Genomic DNA, 22,223 nt, shown 5'->3' on the forward strand with positions numbered 1-22,223 from the left:
TACCTAACCTTCCCTAAGCGGGGCTAGCGTAACCAGACCGAAACCATATGCCTTAGCTTTACCCACACCCCTGATAAGTGTCGAACGCAGTAAATCTGGATCGGTCACCTCCAGGGCACCTTCGAAAGTGCAGGATTGCAAAGTGACCGTGCGCTCTTCGTGTCTAAATCGAATACTTGTGGAGTCGCCGACAAAGAAGCTCGGCTGTTCGGTATCGCTTCCTACTGTGAGTGAAACGCCCAGGTGTGAAGCGCGTTCCATCAGCCAGAGCATTTGGTCATCTTCGCGCTGGAGTGGTACTCGGCGCTTCTTGTCATCGCTGCAAAAGGTTTCCTTGACGGGATTTGCACGTAGTCGGAATCGATAACGCTGACCAGTGAGTAAGCGATCGAGGAACTGATCGTATTCTCGGCTTTCCCAGGTCACTTCCTGAGACCACCCAGCTTGTTCCTGCAAATGTTCAAAGGATGGAACGCGGTTGCTGACCATCCATAAGGTTACGTCTCTTTGGTTGCGCTCCAGCCGCCATAAGGAGCGCGGATTCTGGTCTTCGAAGTGTGTGGGAAAGCAGCATTCAACTGCAGCGTGCATAGCTCGCGGGTTGCTGAGCAGTTTTCCCGTCGCCCGTCGTTGTGGGTTAAGCTTCATACGGCTGAGATAGTTCACTGAGCACCTCCTACAAGGGCGAATGGATCATGATCACGAACAGGGATCCCATCCGGGTTTGGAATCGGAGGAGAGAGCCGGTGTCGTACTGGTCGAAGTGCGTGCTTACGGTTTTCGTAGCCAAAACTGATAGGAATATCCCGGATTAACTCATCGGGCTTGTCTCCAACCTCGCAATCCGTCGATATGGGCAGCCTGAGACTTTGAGGTTGCTTGCGGCGATACCAATCCGCAGCTAGCCACGGGTGCTGATCGAGAGCGTCATCGAGGGTATCTTCCTTGAATCCCAGCACGATCTTCCCTGTCGGAGTGCATGAGCGTCGACCGAGGAAAAGGGGATAGGCGGGCTTTTTGATGCTTTCAGCCAAACCTTCAAGCAACTCCCTTTCTCCCTCAATACCCACGAGAAATTTCGCGTCGGCGAGATAGTGGCGATAGGTAAGCGGTTTCGCTTTACTGCTACGCCAGTCAATTTCGGTCTGAAAATCCTTGATTAATTTTCCCGCTTGATCGGCTCGTACTCCCAAGCGAAGGCCTACCAAATCACTGACGTCATCGGCCCGCGACCGGCCTTGAGCTGCGGCCAAAAGACCAATGACACCACTTTTAGTCGGCTCGCTCCTAGTCGTTCGGTAAACGAAGCGGGAAGAATCACCCCACGCCTGTAGCGGACCTGCAAATCTTAGTAATAGTACCGTCATGGTCTTAGCTCTGGTCTACGGTATCAAGAACAGCGGCCTCTACAAGCTGGACGATCTCAGGGAGCGTGTGAGCCTCGCCGAAATTTTCAAGGTGGGATCCCTTGGCCGCTGATCCGGTGGCCAAATAGAAGGAGTGGGTTTTCTCGGATCCATAGGCAGTATCGGAGGAAATTGCGTGCTCAGTGAGGCGATCAACGGCTTCCTTCATACGGTTAGATCGCGAGGTGATTGCGTCTTCGAAAGCATCGACAAAGTTGACCGGCTGATCGGCACGGAGTGAAACAGCGAAGAATTCGGGTCGGGTGCGATTGGCAAAAGTATTTTGCTTGCCCGTGGGCATTGACACGGCGAAGGAATCGCAGAAAGCTGCCACGGCACGAGCAGCAGCGGATACCGAGCCTAGAGTTTTGACGAGTTCAGGCACATTGATAGTGGCGTAGCGATACAAAGTAGAGGAATTGAATTCAATGGTCCCGATCATCCCAGCGCCAGCATTATCCTCTGGGGCGTTATCGTCTACAGCCGTGAAGTAGTCGAATTCGGCCTCAAGGGGATGGACTCCGATCGCATGTGCTACTTGGCAGCACGCGTCAGCGTTTAGATCAGGGGCATCGGCAATCATGCGGCCAAATAGGGCAACATCGATGGAGTGTTTATCTTCGACGGCCTTCTTGGCGTCCTTCTTTGTGATCTGCCCACCATTTTCGGTATGAGCTTTGATTGCTAAATCAGCTAGTGCTTCAATTTGCTTACGGGCAAGGAAAAGGAGGTACTGAGTGACTTGTCTCTCGGGAGCACCATCCTCGGTATCTTTCTTGCTCTTTTTAGCAGCTTGCAGCTTAATGCCAGCTGCTTTCAGTACATTTGCCGCAAGCTCTGCAGAGGTGTCCGCGAGTTCCGGGTTCTTCGCTGCGATATTGGCTGCAATACGGTCTACGGCTAGGAGAGTGCGTTCGCCGAGGTCGTCAATGTCGAGCTTAGATTCGAAATCCTTGCGGATAGCGCGCTTCCAGGCTTGTGACGATACTCGCGCGCGACGAGTGCCTCCGAAGAATGTGGATTTTGGAGCTCCCGAATCATCGCGGTTGATATTCGCGGGTCCAACGGCTTGGATAGCGTGGAAATCAATATAGAGGTGAGACATGAGAGGAAACCTTTCTTAGGATTCAGGATTGGTGAAGCGGTATATTTGGCGAGCCCAACCAAGTTGGACAGCTTTTCTACTGTCGGGAAATTGAAAGAGGTAGAGTTCCCGCGCTAGCCGGCCGTAGTCGAGCGGGATGTCTTTACTCCGTAGTAAAGACACCAGAGTACGAAGGTGGTAACTAGCTGCCTCTACAGTCTGCGCTTGGGTAGCGGATGTGAATCGGCGAAACAGTGAGCTTTCGAAAAGGTCAGCTTCGTTAGTTCGGGCAAGAGTACGCATCGCAGTGCCAAGCCCATTGTCCTTGACGTGCATTGGTCTGGTTTTAGACTGCATGTGGACTGCGAAGAGCGTCAGCGCAGTAAAGACGGCTTGCTCGGCTGCGGAGGGGTGCTGTCCCCGTCCAACGAGAGATTCTGGGAAATTTTCGGCGAGGACTGCCCACGTCTCTGGTGACTCTCCGACAGTCTTACTGGCAGACCTGCGCCATGAAGCCAAATCTGCCTTGGCACTAGGCGACCCTTCTAGGTACTTTTTCTGTAGGCGCTCAACAGTGCGGTAGACGAATGTTGAAACTTGATCAGCTTGAGTAGCCATTATTCTCCTTCCTTTGTAGGTAGTTGCTTAAAAATTTTGGATCTGAACCAAGCTTCGGACTGGCCAAGATTATAAATAGTGTCGTCTTTTTTGCGACCGCGCCAAGCATTCGGAGAGGCATGGGCCGCCAGGGTCCGTCCCTCTTCGAGAATGAGCGCGCGTAATTCGTCCGTCCAGCGCTGGAGTTGCTCCTCTGCGTGATGATGATCAATAGAGAGCTCGCTGAGCCAGGTGCGAAAGCGGGAGTCCACGAGTGAGAAGGCTACTAGCCGGGCAGAATCTCGAGCAATAGCAGGAGCATCCATGCTGTCAGTTTCGGAGCGTGCGATATTCGCAGCAAATTGTCCGAAGGTGCTAATAGTGTCCAAGGTTCTCATGACGGCGGTCTCGGCTATATCCCGAACTCCAGCACCCTCGACTGTGGTTATCAACGCTGGAAAAGTCAGCTTATCCTCAACGATGGTTGAAACTGATGCGGATTGGTTGCCATAAACAACACTTGCCACGGTCACGTTGAGGCTGAAATCGTCGGGGAGTGGACGGCCAATTCTTGCACCCAACTGGGTGACAGTTTCAGGAGGTTCGACCGAAGGGATCTGATCCTTTATGTTGAAATTCTCGATCACCTCGCGCCCAGTTGCCACCTGGGGGAGAAAGGACTGGAACCCACGCCATAATGCTTCTTCGGCGCTAAGTGCTTTGGGCATAAATACTGGGCGCTTGGCCTTTTGGGACTGTGGCCTGGAATAACGCCACGGAGTCATGGTCTCGTATTGTAGTTGGTTGAGATAATCTACTGGATCGCCGTTGGCTATCAGTACCGCGTCGATCGCTTCCCCGTTGTTTCGGAGCAGAATTCGACGCTGTGGCCATGTGATTAGTGAGAGTTGACCGTGGGCAACCGCTGTCGGGCGGGCAGCCGCTGAGAGAGGGGGCTCCTCCCAAATGGGCAGATCCTTAGATCGATCAACATCAGGTTGAGTGGCGTAATTGAGAAGCAAAGTTTCTTTTAACGTGTGACCTCTGATAATTGTGCCACCGAGCCACCCGGTCCAGCCGATTCCCATGGGGTAACCTTTGCCCCCTTTAACGCGAGAATCTCCTACAGCTCCGGACTTGATTCCAGAGTAATCGTAGGCATGAGCGTGGATGAGCCACAGTGCCGCCTCTGCGTAGCTGAGGGGTAGCTTGGAATCGCGTTGCTGGTAGAGCGAGCCCTCCCCAGGACTGTCTGTGATGAGTATATTAAGGTCTTTCCATTCGCCTTTTGCAGTGCGAAGATGAGGGGTCTGCAGGAAGGGTCTTTCAGGATCGAGAAGGTCAAATCGATTGTGTACCGAATTGAGGTATTCGTCGATTTCTTTGTTAGGTAAACCTCGGTTGAGCCATAGGTCTGACCAGTATTCTTCAGGGTCTTCATGCATAGGTTCGTCGACACTGCGTCGAAGAATAGCTAGACAGATGCGAAAGACCGCGAAGTGCATCGTGGGTAGCTCGCAGGAGATATCAATGATCTCATCGCTTAGCTGGAACAGTGAGCGCAGGCTGACTGAATCTACGGTGAGATCTTTCCTTAAAACCGGGATCCACTCTTCGTCGATTAGATTGAACTGTTGGTGCATAACGACCTCCTTTCTTTAGTTGTTTAATTCTAACTTAGCAATAAAAAAAGATTTTTTGCAAGGTCTTGTGAAATTTGATCAGATTTTTTCCACTGTCAGTCCATACTCGCGAGAATAAGCCACATGGTAGCCAGCAATATCAGCCTCTAAATCTGCATCAAGAGCTAGAAATAGTTGGTCACGTAGCCACTTGTTGCGCTTAAGCACTTCAACCTCTGTTGCAGTTAGGACGTCTTGCTCGAGAGCGTCTAACAGAGCGTCAGCAGTGGTTTCATCTTTTAGCACCCAGAAAGGTAAAGAGACGATGCTACGTGCTAAAACCTTCGATAATTGCTCATCGATCTGATGACCGAAGTTGATATATTCGTCCGCTCGTTCAGGAGCAAAATTAAGGGTTTTCAGCCCATGATCGTCGCGAACAACCACGATAACTTCGAGAGCATCCTCGATATCTCGCACCTGGGCACCACCCGCACGTTCCTCTCGCGCTTCCAGGGTGCCTCCCCTCTTTTGGAGCCATACCGGACTAGTATCGGGAGGGACTTGTAAATAGCTTTGTTGGGCGCGCGATATTTTTTGGTTGAGCTGAATCTGAGCCTTTTCTTCGGCCTGTAAAAATTCTGCGGCCCATGATTCTGGATAATAAGGATCGTCCGAGTATGCAGCGGCAACAAGAGAAGCCACGTCCCCAGGGGAGCGGAGGACAGGGCCATGTTTGAGTAGGACGGCGAGAGTGCGCAGTAATGGTGCTCTGCCATAAACCGCGGTGCTTCCTGGATCTAGTGTGGGAGCAAGCTGAGCGTCGGGGGCGGAGCATGCTGCTATATGTACACGTGGGCTGTGGTGGGCTACAGGGCGCTCGTGAGGAGCCCGCTTGTGGCGGTGGAGGCGCCCAACTCTCTGGAATATGAGGTCGATGGGGGCGATATCGCTAAATAGAACATCGAAATCGATATCCATTGATTGTTCAATGATCTGGGTAGACACCACGATCATATTGTGGGGGCGATCGGTTGAATCTGGCCCCAGTCTGTCCACGAGATCTTTCTCAATCCGGCGGCGCTCGTACCCTAGAAAGCGGGAGTGGAGCAGGATGAGTTCGGTCGAGTCCGAACAACGGTCTTTGAGAGCTCGGTATATTTTTTGGGCCCGGTTGACGGTATTGCACACCACTCCGATACAGCCACCGTGAGAGGATTCTTTGATCACCGACTCGATAAAATCTTGCGAATCAAGCCCCAAATAATCCAAGGTAAATTGACTGCTCCGGGAGCTCGGTTGGGTATCGCGCACGAGAAGACCTGTGGCTGTGACAGCACTAAGGAGCGGATAGCCTACGTGCTGATCGAAAGAGATAGCTGCCGCTTCTTTCGATTTCTTGCCGATGGCGATCATGCTACCGCTTCTGTAGGCCTCGAGAAGGTCTGAGCGCTGCTGCGGGGCGAGGGTCGCCGAAAGTGCGATTACAGGAATCCCCATGGCCCCCAACCACTCCAAGGTTCGTTTGAGGTAAACCGCCATATAGGCGTCCGCAGAGTGAATCTCATCAAGAATAACGACCTTATTACTCAAGCCTAGATGCCGAAGAGCAAGATGCTTGGTTCGTAGCGCTGCGAAAAGAATCTGGTCGATCGTCCCCACAGAGAAGTCCGCTAGGGCGCTGGTCTTACGCCCGGTAAACCACCAGTGAGGTCTGAAGTTACGATGGGTTTGAGAGTCTTCGTCGGAGATATCGTCGTCATAGATACCAGAGAAGTCTCCCCGAGTTTGATAAAAGATGGCCTGGTATTCATCGTTGAATTGGGCTTTGCCGTGGCTGAGCAAAGTTCCGGCCTGCATATCCGCAGGTAACCTTCTGTCAAGCCATGACATAAAGCGAGGTAGCATGGCATCGGAGGTCGCGCATGTGGGTAGTGCCGCAGTGATGCCGTTGAGGCCGAAACGCGAAGCCAGGATTTCTGCGGCTGCAAAGGCAGCCTCGGTTTTTCCTTCGCCTGTGGGGGCTTCAATGAGCATGAGGCAAGGGCTTGGAACCTCCCGCGCCATTCGCATAGCTTCTATCTGCACTGGCCTCGGACTTGCATTTTCGGGTAGGGAGAAACTGCTGCGAAAAAGATCCGCACTGTTCTGGTCGGGAGCTGGGGTCCAGTGTGGTGGGAAGCGGAGAGATTTAATAGCATCGCGCGCTCGATCACTACTTGAGCGCTGATCGATCAGCGGGAAGAAATCGGTGTTCGAAGAAATCCAGTCCGCCATAATGACGAATCCGCACAGTATCATCTGGGCAGGCGCTGGGAGGGGAGCCTGTGTGAGTGCAATAATGTCTCCATCGTCAAGACCTGCGGTTTTGGCGGCCCTATCCCAATACACAAACCGATCTGCCGCCCAGTGCTTGCGGGCTTCTCGAGATAGAGCGCGGTTTGTTCGTGGTTGAACTAGGTTGAAGGATGGGAAGGATCCGTGATGTCCAGCGACAATCGTCGCTAGGGATTCTCGTGCTTGCCTGTTTCCGTCCGGATTGCGCTGAGCCAGCCACGTTATAAGGCTCTCAGCGCTAAAGAGGCTATGGAAACTTTGGGCCCCTTCGGAGGGGTTAAGTTTTATGAACTCGCCACCGTGTGCTGCGATGCGTTCTTTGAGGCTATCTATTTTTCCCGCAAATGCCAGGCTATGTTTACCAATATCATGTCCTGCCGTAAGAAAGATGGCGAGCTTACGGGCGAGTTCGTCATTGTTAGAAAAGTGGGTACTGATCAAGTCTTGTGAGTGTTGAGGTAGCCAATGATCCCACAACTGGGCAGCTACGCAGGCGGCATCATCGAGATGCCTGGTGAGCGGCATCGATTCACCGGATTGATGGTCGAATTTTGCCCACGCGCCCTTATGGATAGCTATATCTAGTGGCGGTTGGATAAATGGGGGTGTGGTCATGATGTCCTTAGGATATGAGGAAAGCTTGTGATGTATTTCCATTATTCTCGATGAGTGGACAGCGGGGGTACCACGATCGCCCATATATTCGAAAAAGCCCCCAAAACCTACACGTAGGCTGGGGGCTATCCCCGCTCGTGCGGGGATTAGTGTGATCTCTTTATCGCTAAGGGATCATTCCGAAGAACCCTCGGAATATCTGTTTATTCTACGGATCTTACCCACCGAAGGTAAACACACTGCAGGTAGTGGGACGCAAAGCTAAGTCTCGTTAAATGATTAGGGTCTTATTTACTGAAGTGGGAAGCTGCTGTTGCGCACAAATATGCTGCTGATCGTTATTTTTATGACGCTTCCAGCGTGGGATCGTGGGGTTAATTGCAGCGCTGTACTAAAAAATTTTCCGAAAATATGACGCTTCCCTCATGTTTTGTGGCATAGTATTGGGGACAAAATAATCCTGTCGACGAACGACTCCTAAGCGCGCCATTTTTTCTACATAATGCATCTAGACTTAAGCAAAGGTGCCTCGGGTGACCCGACATCGCCAGGCTTTCCCGCATCAATTTGAGGAGAACTTCTCATCGTGACCTCGCACATTAACCACCACGGCATCGAGTATTCGACGTCTCGCCTAACCGAGCGCTTTCAAACTGAACCCTTTGCGCTGGTATTCTCCGGCCAAGGCCTCGATTGGCTCGATACTTTTAAGGATGCTGTAGCCCACGGGGCTGGTCGAACTCTTGAACCCGTTATGAGCCGTGCTGAGGAACTTCTCCAACCAGTACGCTCCCTTATGGCGGGTACAAATCCCTTCGGATTCGACCCCATAGCGTGGAGCGAAGCAGAGTCTGTGAGCTTCGATCTGGCACACCCCGCGCTCAGCGTGCCTGGCATTTTTCTTGCTCAGTTAGCGGTTTTAGATCTCCTCGAAGCCCAAGGGCTCAACGTAGAAAATGCAGCCGCGCACTTAGGTCATTCTCAAGGTGTTCTCGGGGTATATGCCTTAAAGGATCTCTCCGAGGCAGCGGAGATCCTTGCGATCGCCCGCTTAGTGGGGGCGGCTGTCACCCGTCACAGTGCCCATACCGGCCTTATCTCCGAGGGAGAACAAGGCCCAATGCTTGCCATTTCAGGAGTGAACCACGCGCAGTTGTCTCAGATCATAGACCAGAGCTGCCACGATATCCCACTGCATGAGCGGCCTCATATCGGGTTGAAAAATTCCCGCGATTCCTTCGTGCTCGTCGGACGCCCCGAGGATAATCAGCGAGTCAGGAACGCTATTATTCAAGAGGCTCAGGCCCAGGCGCAGGCCCGCGACAATAAGGAAACTGGCGGCGCTGTTTTGCAGCCGCAGATCACCGTGCTGCCGATTCTTGCCGGTTTTCACCATCCGCTTTTAGCCCCAGGTGTGGAGGACGTTGCCCAGTGGGCTGCACTTTGTGGCCTCGATGCGCAACGCGCCCGGGACATCGCGAGGCAGATTATGGTCGATCCTATTGATTGGCCCCATGTGGTGCTTGCTGCCTATGACCAGGGTGCGCGTTGGTTTCTCGATATCGGCCCCGATAGCGGCATGGTGCCCATGACCGAGAAAATCCTCGAAGGATTGTCGGCGCGCAGTTTCGCGGTTGCGCCTGTTCACGGTCAAGCTTTACTTTTTGATGCCGGTGCCGATATTCACCTCCCGCAGCCTTATTCCGACTTCGCCCCGCAGCTTGTCGAGCGCAATGGCACGCTGTGTGTGTCCACTAAATTTACTCGTCTTACGGGCTATTCACCCACCCTTCTAGCTGGAATGACACCGACAACAGTCGATCCAGAGATCGTGGCAGCCGCAGCAAATGCGGGTCACTGGGCGGAATGGGCTGGTGGTGGTCAGGTGACCGAGGAGATCTTTGCAAGCAATTTAGCTAAGCTCACAGCGCTCCTAGAGCCTGGGATCAACGCACAATTTAATGCTATGTTCTTGGATCCGAAGCTGTGGCGACTCCATGTGGCAGGTAAGGGGCTCCTTCTCAAGGCCCGTGCCGCCGGCGCTCCGCTCGATGGCATTACCATCTCCGCTGGAATACCAGAACCAGATGAGGCGGTGGAGGTGATCGCACAACTGCGTGCGGCAGGCTTGCCGTGGATTTCCTTCAAGCCAGGAGCCGTCAGGCATATACGCAAGATCCTCCAGATTGCTCGGATGGTCCCGGACACCGATATCATCATGCAAATTGAAGGAGGTAAAGCAGGCGGACACCACTCGTGGGAAGACCTCGATGATTTGCTCATGACAACCTATGCTGAGATCCGCCAGACTCCTAATATCACCCTCTGTGTAGGTGGCGGCATTGGTACTCCGGAACGAGCCGCGGAATACCTGACCGGCTCGTGGGCACGCGCTTATGATCTTCCCCTTATGCCTGTCGACGGTATTCTCATCGGTACCGCTGCGATGGCCACCTTAGAGGCTAAAACCAGCCAAGCGGTCAAGGAACTATTGGTGGCAACCCCTGGTATTTCAGGCTGGGTGGGGGCAGGCGACGCCCGGGACGGTATGGCCTCAGGTCGTTCGCAACTAGGTGCTGATATCCACGAAATTGATAATTCCTTCGCCCGCACCGCCAGGTTGCTCGACGAAGTCGCTGGTAATGAAGAGCTCTGCCAGGAGCGTCGTGAAGAAATTATCGCCGCACTCAACCGAACAGCAAAACCCTATTTCGGCGATGTGGAAGACATGACCTATGCGGCGTGGCTTAATCGATATTGTGATCTATCGGGGCCCTATCAGGGGCGCTGGGTTGACCACACATGGTTTAGCCGTTTCGCGCAGATGCTCAGTCGCACCGAGGCCAGACTCAGCCCCGTCGAGCATGGGGAATTCACCCCGACGATTACTGCAGACGCGGACCAAGACCCGCGAGAACTCATTGAACAACTGCTGAGCACCTACCCAATCGCCACCACCGAACTGCTGCATCCTGCGGACTGTGCATGGTTCTTTGACCTATGCGCTGGGCGCGGAAAGCCAGTAAATTTCGTTCCGCGCATTGACGCGGAGGTGCGACGCTGGTGGCGTTCGGATTCGCTCTGGCAAGCCCAGGATGAACGATACCCAGCCGACCAAGTAGCCATCATTCCAGGTATTAGCTCTGTAGCTGGGATCACCGCACTCAATGAGCCCGTTGCCCGTCTACTTGCCCGCTTTAATGCCACCACCATCGATCAGCTCCAAGCAGCAGGTGTTGCCGCCCAGCCGGATAATACCTGTGTGGTTGAGAAGGTACTGCGAAGCCCTGGTATTTTCTGGGCAGGGCACCACCATATTTCCCTCATCGAGCGCCTTGGCAACCGCGACCAGTGGGTGATGGGAGCAGATAGCGCTTACCACGAACCCTCCGGCGCCCACCTCGTGGCACTCGATCCTGAGCTTGCTCACCTGCGGATCCCCCTGGACACCAGCGGTACGCTGCGCCAAGAACTCGCCATTCGGATCACCGTTCCTAAAAACGCACCAGCGAGCAGCCTTCCCATAGTGGAATATGCTGACGCCGAAGCGGCTATGGAGCACCTCGCCAAGATTGCCTCCGGTGGGTTGTGGGGCGAGAAGATCGGCGAGACCTACCACCACCACGCACGCCTGAGTGCCCTAGACTGTACTGACTACCTCACCATCACCGCAGGGCATATCCGATCGCAGGTGAAATCGGGGGATATCCCAGGCACCATCAGTGGTACCCATCTTAATCCCGATATCCTAGTCGGCCCCGCATGGCCAGCTATTTTCCGGGCTTTGAGTGAAGCTAAAGTCCCAGATCATCCCTTATGGCGGGCAGTCGAGGGGCTGCTCAACCTCGTTCACCTCGACCACCATATTGAACTGCACAGAGAGTTAGTTCCCCCTACTGCAGGAGAGCACGTAGACCTCGATATATCGGCCACAATCCTCTCTGTGTCTGACACCACCAGTGGGCGCGTGATTGAAGTGCGCGCTGAGATTACTGAGCAGGGGCGCATACTTGCGACTCTGAGGGAACGCTTTGCAATTCAGGGCCGCACAGGTTCGCAGCCCCTGAGCCTCTCGCAGCCGGCTTTCCACCCCACCCCCTCTTCCTTCAGGGCCCATGCCCGTATTGTCGCTCCGCACTCTATGGAAGCTTTCGCAAAGGTGACTGGGGACCATAACCCGATCCACCTAAGTGATACCGCCGCCAAGCTCGCAGGCCTTCATAAGGGCGTCATCGTCCACGGTATGTGGACCTCAGCGATTGCGCAGCACATAGCGAGCGCGCAATTTACCGAAGGAAGTATTTCTACGCCCGCAGCAGAGATCCTGGACTACCACGTCTTTATGCAAAGCCCCCTCCTCCCCGGTGAAACCGTAGACTTCACCGTTGTACGCATCGGGGTCGATGAACGCGACGGTTATGGGGAAGTGCGAGAAATTACCGCCAGCGTTAACGATCGCCCCGTGCTCAAAGCTACGGCCACGATGAAGTCGCCGAGCACCTTCTATGCTTTTCCCGGCCAAGGCATCCAGAGCGTTGGTATGGGCATGGTTCAACGGCAAAAATCGGCAGCAGCCCGTCGCATCTGGGATCGCGCGGACCATCATACGCGCACCCAATTAGGGTTCTCGATTCTAGAAATTGTGCGCAATAACCCCCCTGCCATATCAGTGGGTAACGAGGTATTCACCCACCCTGAGGGCGTTCTCTATCTCACGCAGTTCACCCAGGTTGCTATGGCTTGTTTAGCAGTAGCGCAGATCGCAGAGTTGGACGAGGCGCACACCTTAGAAAATAACGCCTATTTTGCTGGGCACTCGGTTGGGGAATACACTGCGCTCGCTGCCTATTCCCATGTCATTACCCTCGAGAATGTTGTCGAGATTGTATATCAACGAGGCCTCACCATGCACCGCCTGGTGGAAAGAGACGAAAAAGGTAATTCCCAGTACGGATTAGCGGCTTTACGGCCTCATAAGATGGGGTTGAGTGAAGAAACGGTCTTTGACTATATCTCCACCCTGTCGCAGTCGTCAGGTGAGTTTCTTGAGATCGTGAACTACAACCTCGCTGGTAAACAATACGCCGTCGCCGGCACCATGAAGGGCTTGCATATCCTGGCAGCGGATGCGGAGCAAAAGGCCCCAGGCCAGCGGGCTCTAATTATCATCCCGGGCATTGATGTCCCCTTCCACTCCACGCATCTTCTCAACGGGGTAGCTGATTTCCGTGAGCATTTAGAGAGCCTCCTGCCTGAGGTGATTAATACTGAGGTGTTGGTAGGCAAATATATTCCCAACCTCGTTGCCCGTCCCTTTGAACTCACTCAAGAATTTGTGGGCGCCATATTAGATGTGGTGGATGCTCCAATTTTGCACACTGTCCTAGAACAGTGGGAGGATCGCATACACAATCCTGGGGCCTTAGCGCGCACCATTCTGGTGGAGCTCTTGGCCTGGCAATTCGCCTCTCCGGTGCGTTGGATTGAAACCCAAGATCTCATTCTGCGCCCCAAAAAGGCCCACGGCCTAGGCATCCAGCGGTTCATCGAAGTTGGAGTTGGCCATGCGCCCACCCTGGCTAATCTCATGGCGCAAACCGCAGCGATGGATAAATATCAGCCCACACACGTTGATATCCTCAACGTCGAACGTGACGCGGCGCAGGTTTTTGCCCGGGAAGAATACCCCGCACCAGCCATATTTACCGATGCTTCAGTAGAGGACAAACCAGAGACAGAAGCACCACAGCCTGCTGTCATCCCCGCGCCGCAAGCAGCCATCCCGGCGCATTCCACGCAGCCGCGCCCTGAGGATTTGAATTTCGGTGCCGCAGAAGCAACGAGAACGCTCATTGCCTTATGGGCTAAGGTCCGCCCCGATCAAATGGCAGCAACCGATACCATCGAGCAACTCGTTGAGGGTGTCTCCTCGCGCCGTAACCAGCTTCTTCTCGATCTCGGCCTGGAGTGCAACTTAGGTTCCATTGATGGGGCCGCAGACTCAGAGCTCAGTGACCTCTATGCCACCACAACGAGACTGAGCAAGAATTACCAGCCCTTCGGTCCAGTGCTCTCAACCGCGATCGAGGATGCCCTCAGGCGGCTGACCGGTCCCGCATCCCAGCGTCCAAGCTATATATCCGAGCGGATTACCAAAGTCTGGGAGCTGGGGCCAGGGTGGGTTTACCACGCCACCGCCGCCTTAGTACTAGGCGCCCGCGACGGTTCATCTATACGCGGCGGAGATCTAGCCACTCTTAAGCCCAGCTCGCCCAATTCCAGCAGCGAACTCGATCAGCTTATCGACGCTGCCGTGCAATCAGTGGCCACAGATCACGGCCTCACCGTGAGCATTGCACAATCGGATAATACCGCTGGGGCAGGAGTTAACCAGGAAGCAGTGCGAGAATTCACCGAGAGTATCACCGGAGATTCCGGGGTACTCGCCGCCACTGCACGCACTATCTTGACGCATCTGGGTCTAGAGGATCATTCCCACAGAGTCGACCTTTCAGCAGACGCGACTGATCAAGAGCTTTTCGATCTAGTAGCCAGCGAGCTAGGCTCGGATTGGCCGCGCACGGTGGCTCCCCGCTTTGATCCTGCCACCGCCGTGCTCATCGACGACCGCTGGGCATCAGCTCGCGAAGATATAAGCCGCGTTCATTTGGGTCATATATCAGCCGAAGACCTCGATCTTCGGGGCGCCGGCGAGAGCGTTGCGCAGCAAGCCGAATATTTCGGCCTCGATGAGCTCGCTGCTCAAGCGCGCGATATGCGACCCCTACAGTGGGAAACCGACATTGCCGTGGTCACTGGTGCCTCCCCGCAATCAATAGCCGCGCGTGTGCTGGAAGGCCTCTTGCACCACGGGGCCACAGTTATCGCGACGACCTCCTCGCTCGATCACCAGCGCTTGGAGTTTTACAAAGAGTTGTATGCGCGCTCCGCGCGGGGGAGTGCGGCGTTGTGGGTAGTGCCAGCCAACTTGAGTAGTTTCAGCGATATCGACCAATTATCAGAATGGATCGCTACTCAGCGTACCGCCCAAGTCAACGGCGAAACGAAGGTAATCAAACCAGCCTATAAGCCCACCGTGCTCTTCCCCTTCGCTGCCCCGCGGGTGAGCGGAACCGTAGCAGACGCAGGCCCCGAAGCGGAGAAGCAAATGCGTCTCTTATTATGGTCCGTCGAGCGACTGATAGCCACGCTATCGCGCATTGGGATTGACACCCATATCGGTCAGCGCATGCACATCGTGCTGCCAGGATCGCCCAACCGCGGCATCTTCGGAGCTGATGGTGCCTACGGAGAAGCCAAGGCAGCTCTCGATGCACTGGTGAACCGGTGGGTAGTGGAAGATAACTGGAAAAATCACACCTCCCTCGCTCATGTCCTTATTGGCTGGGTACGCGGAACTGGGCTCATGGCACACAACGATCCACTGGTCAGCGAGGTGGAGCGCGCCGGGGTTAGCACATTTAGCACCACCGAAATCGCGTCCATTCTCCTCGACGCGATCAGTACACCAATCCGAGATAAAGCCTGCCACGCTCCCCAAATCATCGACGCGACTGGAGGTTTGAGCGATGCTAACCTGGATCTCGCAGCTCTGGCACGCGCTCAGCAACGCGAGGACAAGCAGGAGATAAGTGATACGCCCTCCACGATCAAGGCGCTGCCTAGCCCCTATCGACCACTGGGAGCAATCCATCCCGACTTCACCAACCAAGTGAGCCAGAATCTTGATGAGATGGTTGTCATTGTGGGTGCGGGTGAATTAGGGCCCTTGGGCAGTTCCCGAACGCGTTTCGACGCTGAAATTTCCGGTGATCTCTCCGCTGCAGGAGTCGTCGAACTAGCGTGGTCACTCGGACTCATCCATTGGGATCACGGCTGGCTTGACCAGGATGATCACGAGGTTGATGAGGCTGAGATCTACGAGCGTTATCACGACGAAGTCCTCGCACGCATTGGCATTCGTCGCTTCTACGACGATTTCGGAATGGTGGATAACCTCGCCCCCGAGCTCACCACCATCCACCTTGACTCCGATGTGAGTTTCCACGTTGCCGATGCTGCTACAGCTAAAACCTACGTTGACTCAGCGCCAGAGACGACCAGTGCAGAATGTGATCCTGAAACAGGGGAGTGGCGCGTTGTTCGCCACTCCGGATCGCCTATCTACGTGCCGCGGCGTATGGCGATGTCACGCTTCGTGGGCGGCCAAATCCCTGAAGGCTTTGATCCTGCCACCTACGGTATCCCCGCAGATATGATCGATAACCTCGATCGCGTGGCGGTGTGGAATCTCGTTGCCACCATTGATGCCTTCTTATCATCTGGATTTAGCCCAGCAGAGCTCCTCGGATCCCTCCACCCAGCTCGAGTCTCTTCCACCCAGGGAACGGGATTGGGCGGAATGCAGGCAATGCGCTCACTCTATATTGATGGGCTCCTAGCACAACCCCGAGCCAACGATATTTTGCAAGAGGCACTGCCCAATGTGATGGCCGCGCATGTGATGCAGGGATATGTTGGCGGATATGGGCAGATGATCCACCCCGTTGCGGCCTGCGCCACGGCAGCTGTTTCGGTGGAAGAGGGCGTGGACAAGATCAAACTCGGCAAGAGTGATTTCGTTGTTGCCGGCGGATATGATGATCTCTCGATTGAAGGCATCACCGGTTTCGGGGATATGGCAGCCACCGCCAATAGCAAAGACATGGTGGCTCAAGGTATAGAAGAGCGTTTCTTCTCCCGAGCTAATGATCGTCGCCGTGGGGGATTCGTGGAATCCGCAGGAGGCGGCACCATCCTTCTTGCTCGTGCTAGCTTGGCCTATGAGATGGGCCTGCCGGTTCTCGGTGTTGTAGGCTTCGCAGAATCCTTCGCCGATGGTGCTCATACCTCCATCCCCGCTCCAGGACTGGGAGCGCTAGGTGCCGCCCGAGGTTCACAGGAATCTCGTCTGGTTACACAGCTTGCCGCAGTGGGAGTGAGTGCAGACGATATCCGCATTATTTCCAAGCACGATACATCCACCCACGCCAATGATCCGAATGAGTCCGATCTGCATGAAAAAATCGCTCATGCCATCGGCCGCAGTCCAGGCAATCCCCTCTACGTGATCTCGCAGAAGAGTCTCACCGGGCACGCTAAAGGTGGAGCCGCTGCATTCCAAATTATAGGGCTCACCCAGACGCTGCGCACGGGCATCATTCCGGCCAACCGCAGTCTCGACTGCGTAGATCCGGTCCTGCGCCAGCATCAACACCTAGTATGGTTGCGCTCTCCTCTTGATCTCAGCGAGCAGCCTGCTAAGGCAGGACTTGTGACCTCGCTCGGATTCGGGCACGTCTCGGCACTGATCGCTATTGTCCACCCCGCAGCCTTCGTGGAAGCGGTGCGACGACAGTATGGTGAAGATCGAGCAGAGCACTGGCAAGAAATATCCGAGGAACGAGAGATAATGGGCTTACGCCGGATACTCAATGCGATGCACGGAGGCAAGAAGCTCTACGAGAGGCCAGTTGACCGCAATCTAGGCGCCACCGGAGAGCACGCTAAACAGCGTGAGGCAGCGGTTTTGCTGAGTCCAACGGCGCGTCTTGTTAATGGAATTTTGGAGGTCTAGAAATGGGTAGCGGGTTTATTGGAATCGATATGGTGCACATTCCGGGCTTTTCGGAACAGCTGCACACAGTCGGTTCGCAGTTTTCCCGCAGCTTTTCACCGAGGGAATTACGTATTGCCTCCACCAAACCACTACGAGACGCCCATCTGGCGGGGCGGTATGCGGTGAAAGAAGCTTTTATCAAAGCGTGGTCGCAGTCGAATTATGGGCAACCCCCCACCATCGATTCCCTCGACTTCTCAGATATCGAAGTTGTTGTCGATGTTTGGGGGCGGCCTCGTCTCGAGCTGCAAGGCCGAGTCGCTGAGGTTTTCCCCTCTAGTGATATCCAAATCAGTATCAGCCACGATGGAGATTATGCGACGGCAATATGTCTCATTAACTTGTAGCAACCGCAAAGAGGTAGGCCACCGCCATGCGCTTAATCTCCCCTACAGTGCGATCAAAATCGGCTTCGGACACGTGGGGATCGTGGACCGCATAGTTGAGCAGCGATACCAACATATGCATGAGCAGCGCGGCAATGACGTGGCGTTCCTCAGCGGTGGCTGTGGGAGCCAAGGGCTTCAATACGGTTGCTAAAATATCCAAGATGGGCCGCTCCGTTTCAGCTGCGGTCGCACGCGTGGCTGGTGTGGATTGCACGGCGTGCCAAACGGCACGCCGAGAGGGGTCGGCGCGCCATAAATCTGCGAGGTGACCGATGAGCTCATTGAGGATATCGGGCCACTGCAAAGCGGGAATTTGTTCGGCAAATTTCTTTAATTCCACCACGCTTTTGGCGGTATCTTCTCGATCTAATTCGCAGATGAGGACATATTTGTTGGCAAAGAATTGATAGAGCGTACCAATGGGGACCTCGGCGCGCCGGGCAACTTCGTCAAAGGTAAAGGACTCGAAGCCGTATTCCACCAGAACAGTTCGTGCTACCTCCAAAATTCGAGAATATCGCTCCTTGGAGCGTTGCTGAGCCGGCCTTCGTCTAGGCTGCAGGATAGGGCCAGTGGGTGCGGGGGAGGAATCATTCATTGCGTAATTCCTTGAGTACTCGGGCGGCGTGTCCTTTAGCCCGCACATTGTACATGGCCTTTTCAATACGACGATCAGGCCCGATGATCAGGGTGGACCTGATCACGCCTTCGACGATTTTCCCGTAATTATTTTTCTCCCCATAAGCCCCGTATTGGCGCATCACCGTGGTGCTGGGATCCGAGAGGAGAGGGAAGTTGAGATTGTGGGAGGCTTTGAAAGAGCGCAGCTTATCAATGGAATCGGGAGAGACGCCCACCACAACGACGTCATCGAGATCAGCGACGAGATCGCGAAAATCTGTTGCCTCCACTGTGCATCCTGGAGTATCGGCTTTGGGGTAGAAGTAGAGGACCACCCGTAACCCCACAAAGTCCGACAGGCTGATCGTGACGCCTTCGTCGCTGGGGAGGGAAAAATCAGGAGCGAGGTCGCCTTCATTCAAACGGTTGTGGGTATCCATAGTTTTTAAGTTTACCTACTTCTCTGCAAAGCGAATAAGCTTAAAGCACGATATAGTGAGAATATAGTTATTAAATAGCAATAACCCCGATCAACGAGGAGTTTAGAAAAACCGTGGCTCGAAATATTGATGATATCCAGCGGGAAATCGAGCGTAGCCGGCGCCAGCTTGCCGCTACTCTTGACGAAATCGCCAACCGCACCAAGCCCGCCCACTTGGTCGAAGATGCAAAGCAGTCCCTGAGCGCGCGCCTCAATGATCCGCAAGTACAAAAAGTTCTCGGCGTTGCCGGTGCAGTTGTGTGCGGCATCGTCGTTGTGAGCTTTGTTGCAAAACGCCGGCGGAAAGCAGAAATTCGCGAGCTCAAGGAACTCCTTGCCACCCGCTAAAGATTAAAAACCCTGCCGGAACCGGCAGGGTTTTATTTCTTTGCCAGGGAGCACCCCAGGTGATGGCGATGTGCGGCAATAAAACGATATCCCGCCCCGGCGAAAGGGGTGTGGTCGACCACAGGGGCGAGATGCGGCCACGGGAAAACCATATGGCGCATCAACGCGGCGATAGCGTGGTTTTCTACTAGTTCGGCACCACCAGGCTCGGCTATATAAATGGCGGTCTGGCTGGGATCAGCGTTGAGGGGGTGGGGACACGTGGTAGCAGGGATGAGAGCCATATCGTTTCTTGCGATGCGCTGGCGGGCGAAGTGAGCGAGCCGAGTGCACAATCTGCAGTCGGGATCATATAAAAAGCTAGCGGTCATTACACTAACTGAGCCCCGCGCGAGAGCATTTCTTTATAGGCGGCTGCCCCAGATTCTTCGCTCACAGGGGCACAGAGATCACTCAGGACGCGCACCTCGAAGTCGTGCGATAGAGCATCTAAGACCGTCGCTTTAACGCAGTAATCGGTGGCAATGCCGCAAATATCGAGGATCTCAATATCACGCTCGCGCAACCACTGCGCTAATGGCTGAGAGGTATCATGAGATTGGCCCTCAAAACCGGAATAAGCAGGCTCATACTGGCCCTTGAGAAAAACCTCATGAAGGTAGATCAGTACCGAATCGAGAGCCGGGTGAAATTCCGCTCCCTCGGTACCAGCCAAGCAGTGCACCGGCCACGTTTGCTCAAAATCGGGCTCGGCGGCGAAGTGTCCCGCGGGTTCAATATGCCAATCTTTGGTGGCAACCACCGCATCGTAAGTGCGGTGGCGCTCAGCGAGATGATCTGCAATGGCTTCTGCTACCAGCTCCCCCCGGGCGGTAGCTAAACTACCACCGGGGCAGAAGTCATTTTGAACGTCAACAATAATGAGGGCTCGTTTCATATCCCCCACTCTAGGTCAAAAGTCCCAGCTGGGGGTAAAAAAAACTAAGGAAGTTGGCAGAGAGGGGTAGTATCGGCTCGCCCGTTGATCGTCGGGGTAGTCAGGAATGCACACGACCACCAACCACGCTGCTCAATCAATTGACGAACCTCACGCCACTTCTCATCACTGATATGGGGGGTGCGCGAAAGAACGAAGCCAGAACTACGGTTCGGGCTACCGACAATAGCCATAGAATAATCAGGGGCTAAATAGGTTATCCGGTAATTCCCGGGACGATTGGGCCGCTGGAAGGGGATGCCACGGAAATCCACCCGGAGGGTGGCGTCGCTACGAATTTCGGCAGAGCCATCAACAATCGAGGGCCCGAAAACGGTCGAGCAGCGATTAACCACACTGACGGCATCCTCACGGATACGCTCATATGTGGCCGTGGTATCAGTCAGGCACATGATCGTATACGGCTGTGGAATGGCGGCTAGCTGATACCACGTTCCCTGATAGCGGTCGAGATCTACAGTGCCTCCAAATTCCGGTAGCGGGGGGCCGGGTGCGGGGAAGAGCTGCGCATAGAGATCGGAGGAGCCACCGGCGAAACGGCCCCCATTAAAAATGTCTTGAGCATGAGTTGGTGTGATTAGACCTGCGCTCATCACGAGGGCGGCACAGATACTCGGTAGGCGACGCTTCATAGAAAATCCTTTCGAAGGGAAAAGCTTATAAACCTTAAGCTTACACAAGATATGAGAGAAGACTCGTGCGTTAAACTGGCCACATGACTGTGACAATAGCGAGTGTGAACGTCAACGGAATCCGTGCAGCGAGTAAAAAACGCAATGAGTCCAATCACGGCATCAACCCATGGTTGAATGACACTGAGGCCGATATCGTCCTCATCCAAGAAGTACGCGCAACCGAGGCTCAAACCCGTGCGGCTCTCGCCCCAGCCCTCGAATCGGGATGGAATCTAGTTATGGCGGAATCCCTCCTACCCGGCACCAAGGGGCGCGCTGGGGTGGGTATACTCTCCCGCGGCGAGCTTACTAATACCTCGATCGGATTCGGAAACTTTAGTGAGGCGGGTCGCTGGATCGAGGCCGATACTCTGGGCATTCATATTGCTTCGCTCTATCTCCCATCCGGCGAAACCAACTCCCCGAAATTAGATGAGAAATACACTTTCCTTGATGAGTTTGCCGATATTCTCAGCGAGCGGGCCAAGAGCCACCCAAATATGGTGATCGGTGGGGACTGGAATATCTGCCACCGTTCAGAAGATCTCAAAAATAATAAGCCCAATGAGAAAGTATCCGGCCACCTCCCCGAGGAGCGCGCTTTTCTTGATCATGTATTTGGTTCCTTCCCCGATGCCACCCCTCAAAATAAAGAGCGACTATGGCAATGGCAAGGAACTGTGAATTACAGCGCAAAAACTATGTGGCAACCAGCACAGGATCCGCAATGGTTTGATATCAGTCGCCGCCTGGCTCCTGAGGTGCCAGGCCCATATACCTGGTGGACATACCGCGGCCAAGCGTTTAATAACGACGCCGGGTGGCGCATCGACTACCAAGCAGCAACGAAGGCAATGCTCGACCGAGCAGAAAAATGTTGGGTAGAGAAGGCCCCCAGCGTTGAGCAACGTTGGTCCGATCACGCACCCTTGCTGGTGCGATACGCATAAGGGCGGCATAAAGAAGTCCGCTCGGGCTCCAACCCAGCGGACTGTTTCTTTGGTGCGCCATCAGGGACTTGAACCCCGAACCCACTGATTAAGAGTCAGTTGCTCTGCCAATTGAGCTAATGGCGCAAGAGTGCGTAATTAATCACGCAACGAAGAAAGACGCTACACCACATATTTTTAATTAGGCAAATCCTCAAGATCGTCTCGGGCTGAATATAATGAAGACCTCGTTGGATTCATATCCAACGAGGTCTTGACGTATCTGGTGCGCCATCAGGGACTTGAACCCCGAACCCACTGATTAAGAGTCAGTTGCTCTGCCAATTGAGCTAATGGCGCAAGGTTGCGCTAAGCAACGAAGAAAAATATAACAGTTTCTTCCATTCCGCGCAAAAGTGCTCGTCAGAGGAGGTATTAGAGATA

Annotated in this window: 15 protein-coding genes and 2 tRNA genes; 4 read left to right on the top strand and 13 right to left on the bottom strand. The window is 54.3% G+C overall.

Translation table 11 applies throughout. The features are described 5' to 3' along the window. Positions 1-3 precede the first annotated feature (3 nt). From cas6e to cas3, 6 genes are all read right to left on the bottom strand, one after another. Positions 4-666 (bottom strand): type I-E CRISPR-associated protein Cas6/Cse3/CasE, encoded by a 663-nt coding sequence (cas6e, locus tag NXT01_RS08710; protein WP_259080167.1) that lies wholly within the window; start codon positions 664-666, stop codon positions 4-6. Then, positions 663-1,367 (bottom strand): type I-E CRISPR-associated protein Cas5/CasD, encoded by a 705-nt coding sequence (gene cas5e, locus NXT01_RS08715; protein ID WP_259080168.1) that lies wholly within the window; start codon positions 1,365-1,367, stop codon positions 663-665. The genes cas6e and cas5e overlap by 4 nt, the downstream gene beginning before the upstream one ends. A gap of 4 nt (positions 1,368-1,371) precedes the next feature. Continuing rightward, positions 1,372-2,511 carry a type I-E CRISPR-associated protein Cas7/Cse4/CasC gene (gene cas7e / locus NXT01_RS08720; protein WP_259080169.1) on the bottom strand — a complete coding sequence of 380 codons (1,140 nt, stop codon included), beginning with the start codon at positions 2,509-2,511 and terminating at the stop codon, positions 1,372-1,374. A gap of 15 nt (positions 2,512-2,526) precedes the next feature. Further along, positions 2,527-3,108, bottom strand: a complete 582-nt coding sequence (gene casB / locus NXT01_RS08725) for a type I-E CRISPR-associated protein Cse2/CasB (protein WP_259080171.1) — start codon at positions 3,106-3,108, stop codon at positions 2,527-2,529. After that, entirely contained in the window at positions 3,108-4,730 is a 1,623-nt protein-coding gene (gene casA, locus NXT01_RS08730) for a type I-E CRISPR-associated protein Cse1/CasA (protein WP_259080172.1), read from the bottom strand. The genes casB and casA overlap by 1 nt, the downstream gene beginning before the upstream one ends. Positions 4,731-4,808: 78 nt before the next feature. Continuing rightward, on the bottom strand, positions 4,809-7,661 hold the full coding sequence (gene cas3, locus NXT01_RS08735; protein ID WP_259080175.1) for a CRISPR-associated helicase Cas3': 2,853 nt from the start codon (positions 7,659-7,661) through the stop codon (positions 4,809-4,811). A 586-nt stretch (positions 7,662-8,247) separates the two neighbouring features. Between cas3 and NXT01_RS08740 the strand changes: the two genes are divergently transcribed. Together NXT01_RS08740 and NXT01_RS08745 are read left to right on the top strand one after the other, a co-directional pair. After that, entirely contained in the window at positions 8,248-17,298 is a 9,051-nt protein-coding gene (locus tag NXT01_RS08740; RefSeq protein WP_259080179.1) for a type I polyketide synthase, read from the top strand. Positions 17,299-17,300: 2 nt separating this feature from the next. Then, positions 17,301-17,687 carry a holo-ACP synthase gene (locus NXT01_RS08745; RefSeq protein ID WP_259080180.1) on the top strand — a complete coding sequence of 129 codons (387 nt, stop codon included), beginning with the start codon at positions 17,301-17,303 and terminating at the stop codon, positions 17,685-17,687. On the opposite strand, the gene NXT01_RS08750 is transcribed toward NXT01_RS08745, so the two are convergent. Beyond that, a complete protein-coding gene (locus NXT01_RS08750; protein ID WP_259080182.1) occupies positions 17,677-18,327 on the bottom strand; it encodes a TetR/AcrR family transcriptional regulator in 651 nt (216 codons plus the stop codon). The two genes, NXT01_RS08745 and NXT01_RS08750, sit on opposite strands and share 11 nt — an antisense overlap. Continuing rightward, positions 18,320-18,790 (bottom strand): thioredoxin-dependent thiol peroxidase, encoded by a 471-nt coding sequence (gene bcp, locus NXT01_RS08755; protein WP_259080184.1) that lies wholly within the window; start codon positions 18,788-18,790, stop codon positions 18,320-18,322. The genes NXT01_RS08750 and bcp overlap by 8 nt, the downstream gene beginning before the upstream one ends. A gap of 113 nt (positions 18,791-18,903) precedes the next feature. Between bcp and NXT01_RS08760 the strand changes: the two genes are divergently transcribed. Further along, on the top strand, positions 18,904-19,179 hold the full coding sequence (locus NXT01_RS08760; RefSeq protein WP_259080186.1) for a DUF3618 domain-containing protein: 276 nt from the start codon (positions 18,904-18,906) through the stop codon (positions 19,177-19,179). Positions 19,180-19,211: 32 nt separating this feature from the next. Here NXT01_RS08760 and NXT01_RS08765 read toward each other — a convergent pair whose 3' ends face one another. The 3 genes from NXT01_RS08765 to NXT01_RS08775 are packed head-to-tail and all read right to left on the bottom strand — an operon-like array spanning position 19,212 to position 20,808. Next, complete coding sequence (locus tag NXT01_RS08765; protein WP_259080188.1) at positions 19,212-19,550, bottom strand: DUF393 domain-containing protein; 339 nt, start codon at positions 19,548-19,550, stop codon at positions 19,212-19,214. Continuing rightward, a complete protein-coding gene (locus NXT01_RS08770; protein ID WP_259080190.1) occupies positions 19,550-20,116 on the bottom strand; it encodes a nicotinamidase in 567 nt (188 codons plus the stop codon). The genes NXT01_RS08765 and NXT01_RS08770 overlap by 1 nt, the downstream gene beginning before the upstream one ends. Positions 20,117-20,160: 44 nt before the next feature. Next, positions 20,161-20,808 (bottom strand): lipocalin family protein, encoded by a 648-nt coding sequence (locus tag NXT01_RS08775; RefSeq protein WP_259080192.1) that lies wholly within the window; start codon positions 20,806-20,808, stop codon positions 20,161-20,163. An 83-nt stretch (positions 20,809-20,891) separates the two neighbouring features. Here NXT01_RS08775 and NXT01_RS08780 point away from each other — a divergent pair, with 83 nt between their 5' ends. Beyond that, a complete protein-coding gene (locus NXT01_RS08780; RefSeq protein ID WP_259080193.1) occupies positions 20,892-21,800 on the top strand; it encodes an exodeoxyribonuclease III in 909 nt (302 codons plus the stop codon). A 50-nt stretch (positions 21,801-21,850) separates the two neighbouring features. On the opposite strand, the gene NXT01_RS08785 is transcribed toward NXT01_RS08780, so the two are convergent. Both NXT01_RS08785 and NXT01_RS08790 read right to left on the bottom strand, forming a co-directional pair. Further along, a tRNA-Lys gene (locus NXT01_RS08785) sits at positions 21,851-21,926 on the bottom strand. A 137-nt stretch (positions 21,927-22,063) separates the two neighbouring features. Then, positions 22,064-22,139: transfer RNA gene (locus tag NXT01_RS08790), tRNA-Lys, on the bottom strand. Between the last annotated feature and the right edge of the window lie 84 nt (positions 22,140-22,223).

Source organism: Corynebacterium sp. ES2775-CONJ (genome assembly GCF_024814515.1).
Classification (GTDB): domain Bacteria; phylum Actinomycetota; class Actinomycetes; order Mycobacteriales; family Mycobacteriaceae; genus Corynebacterium.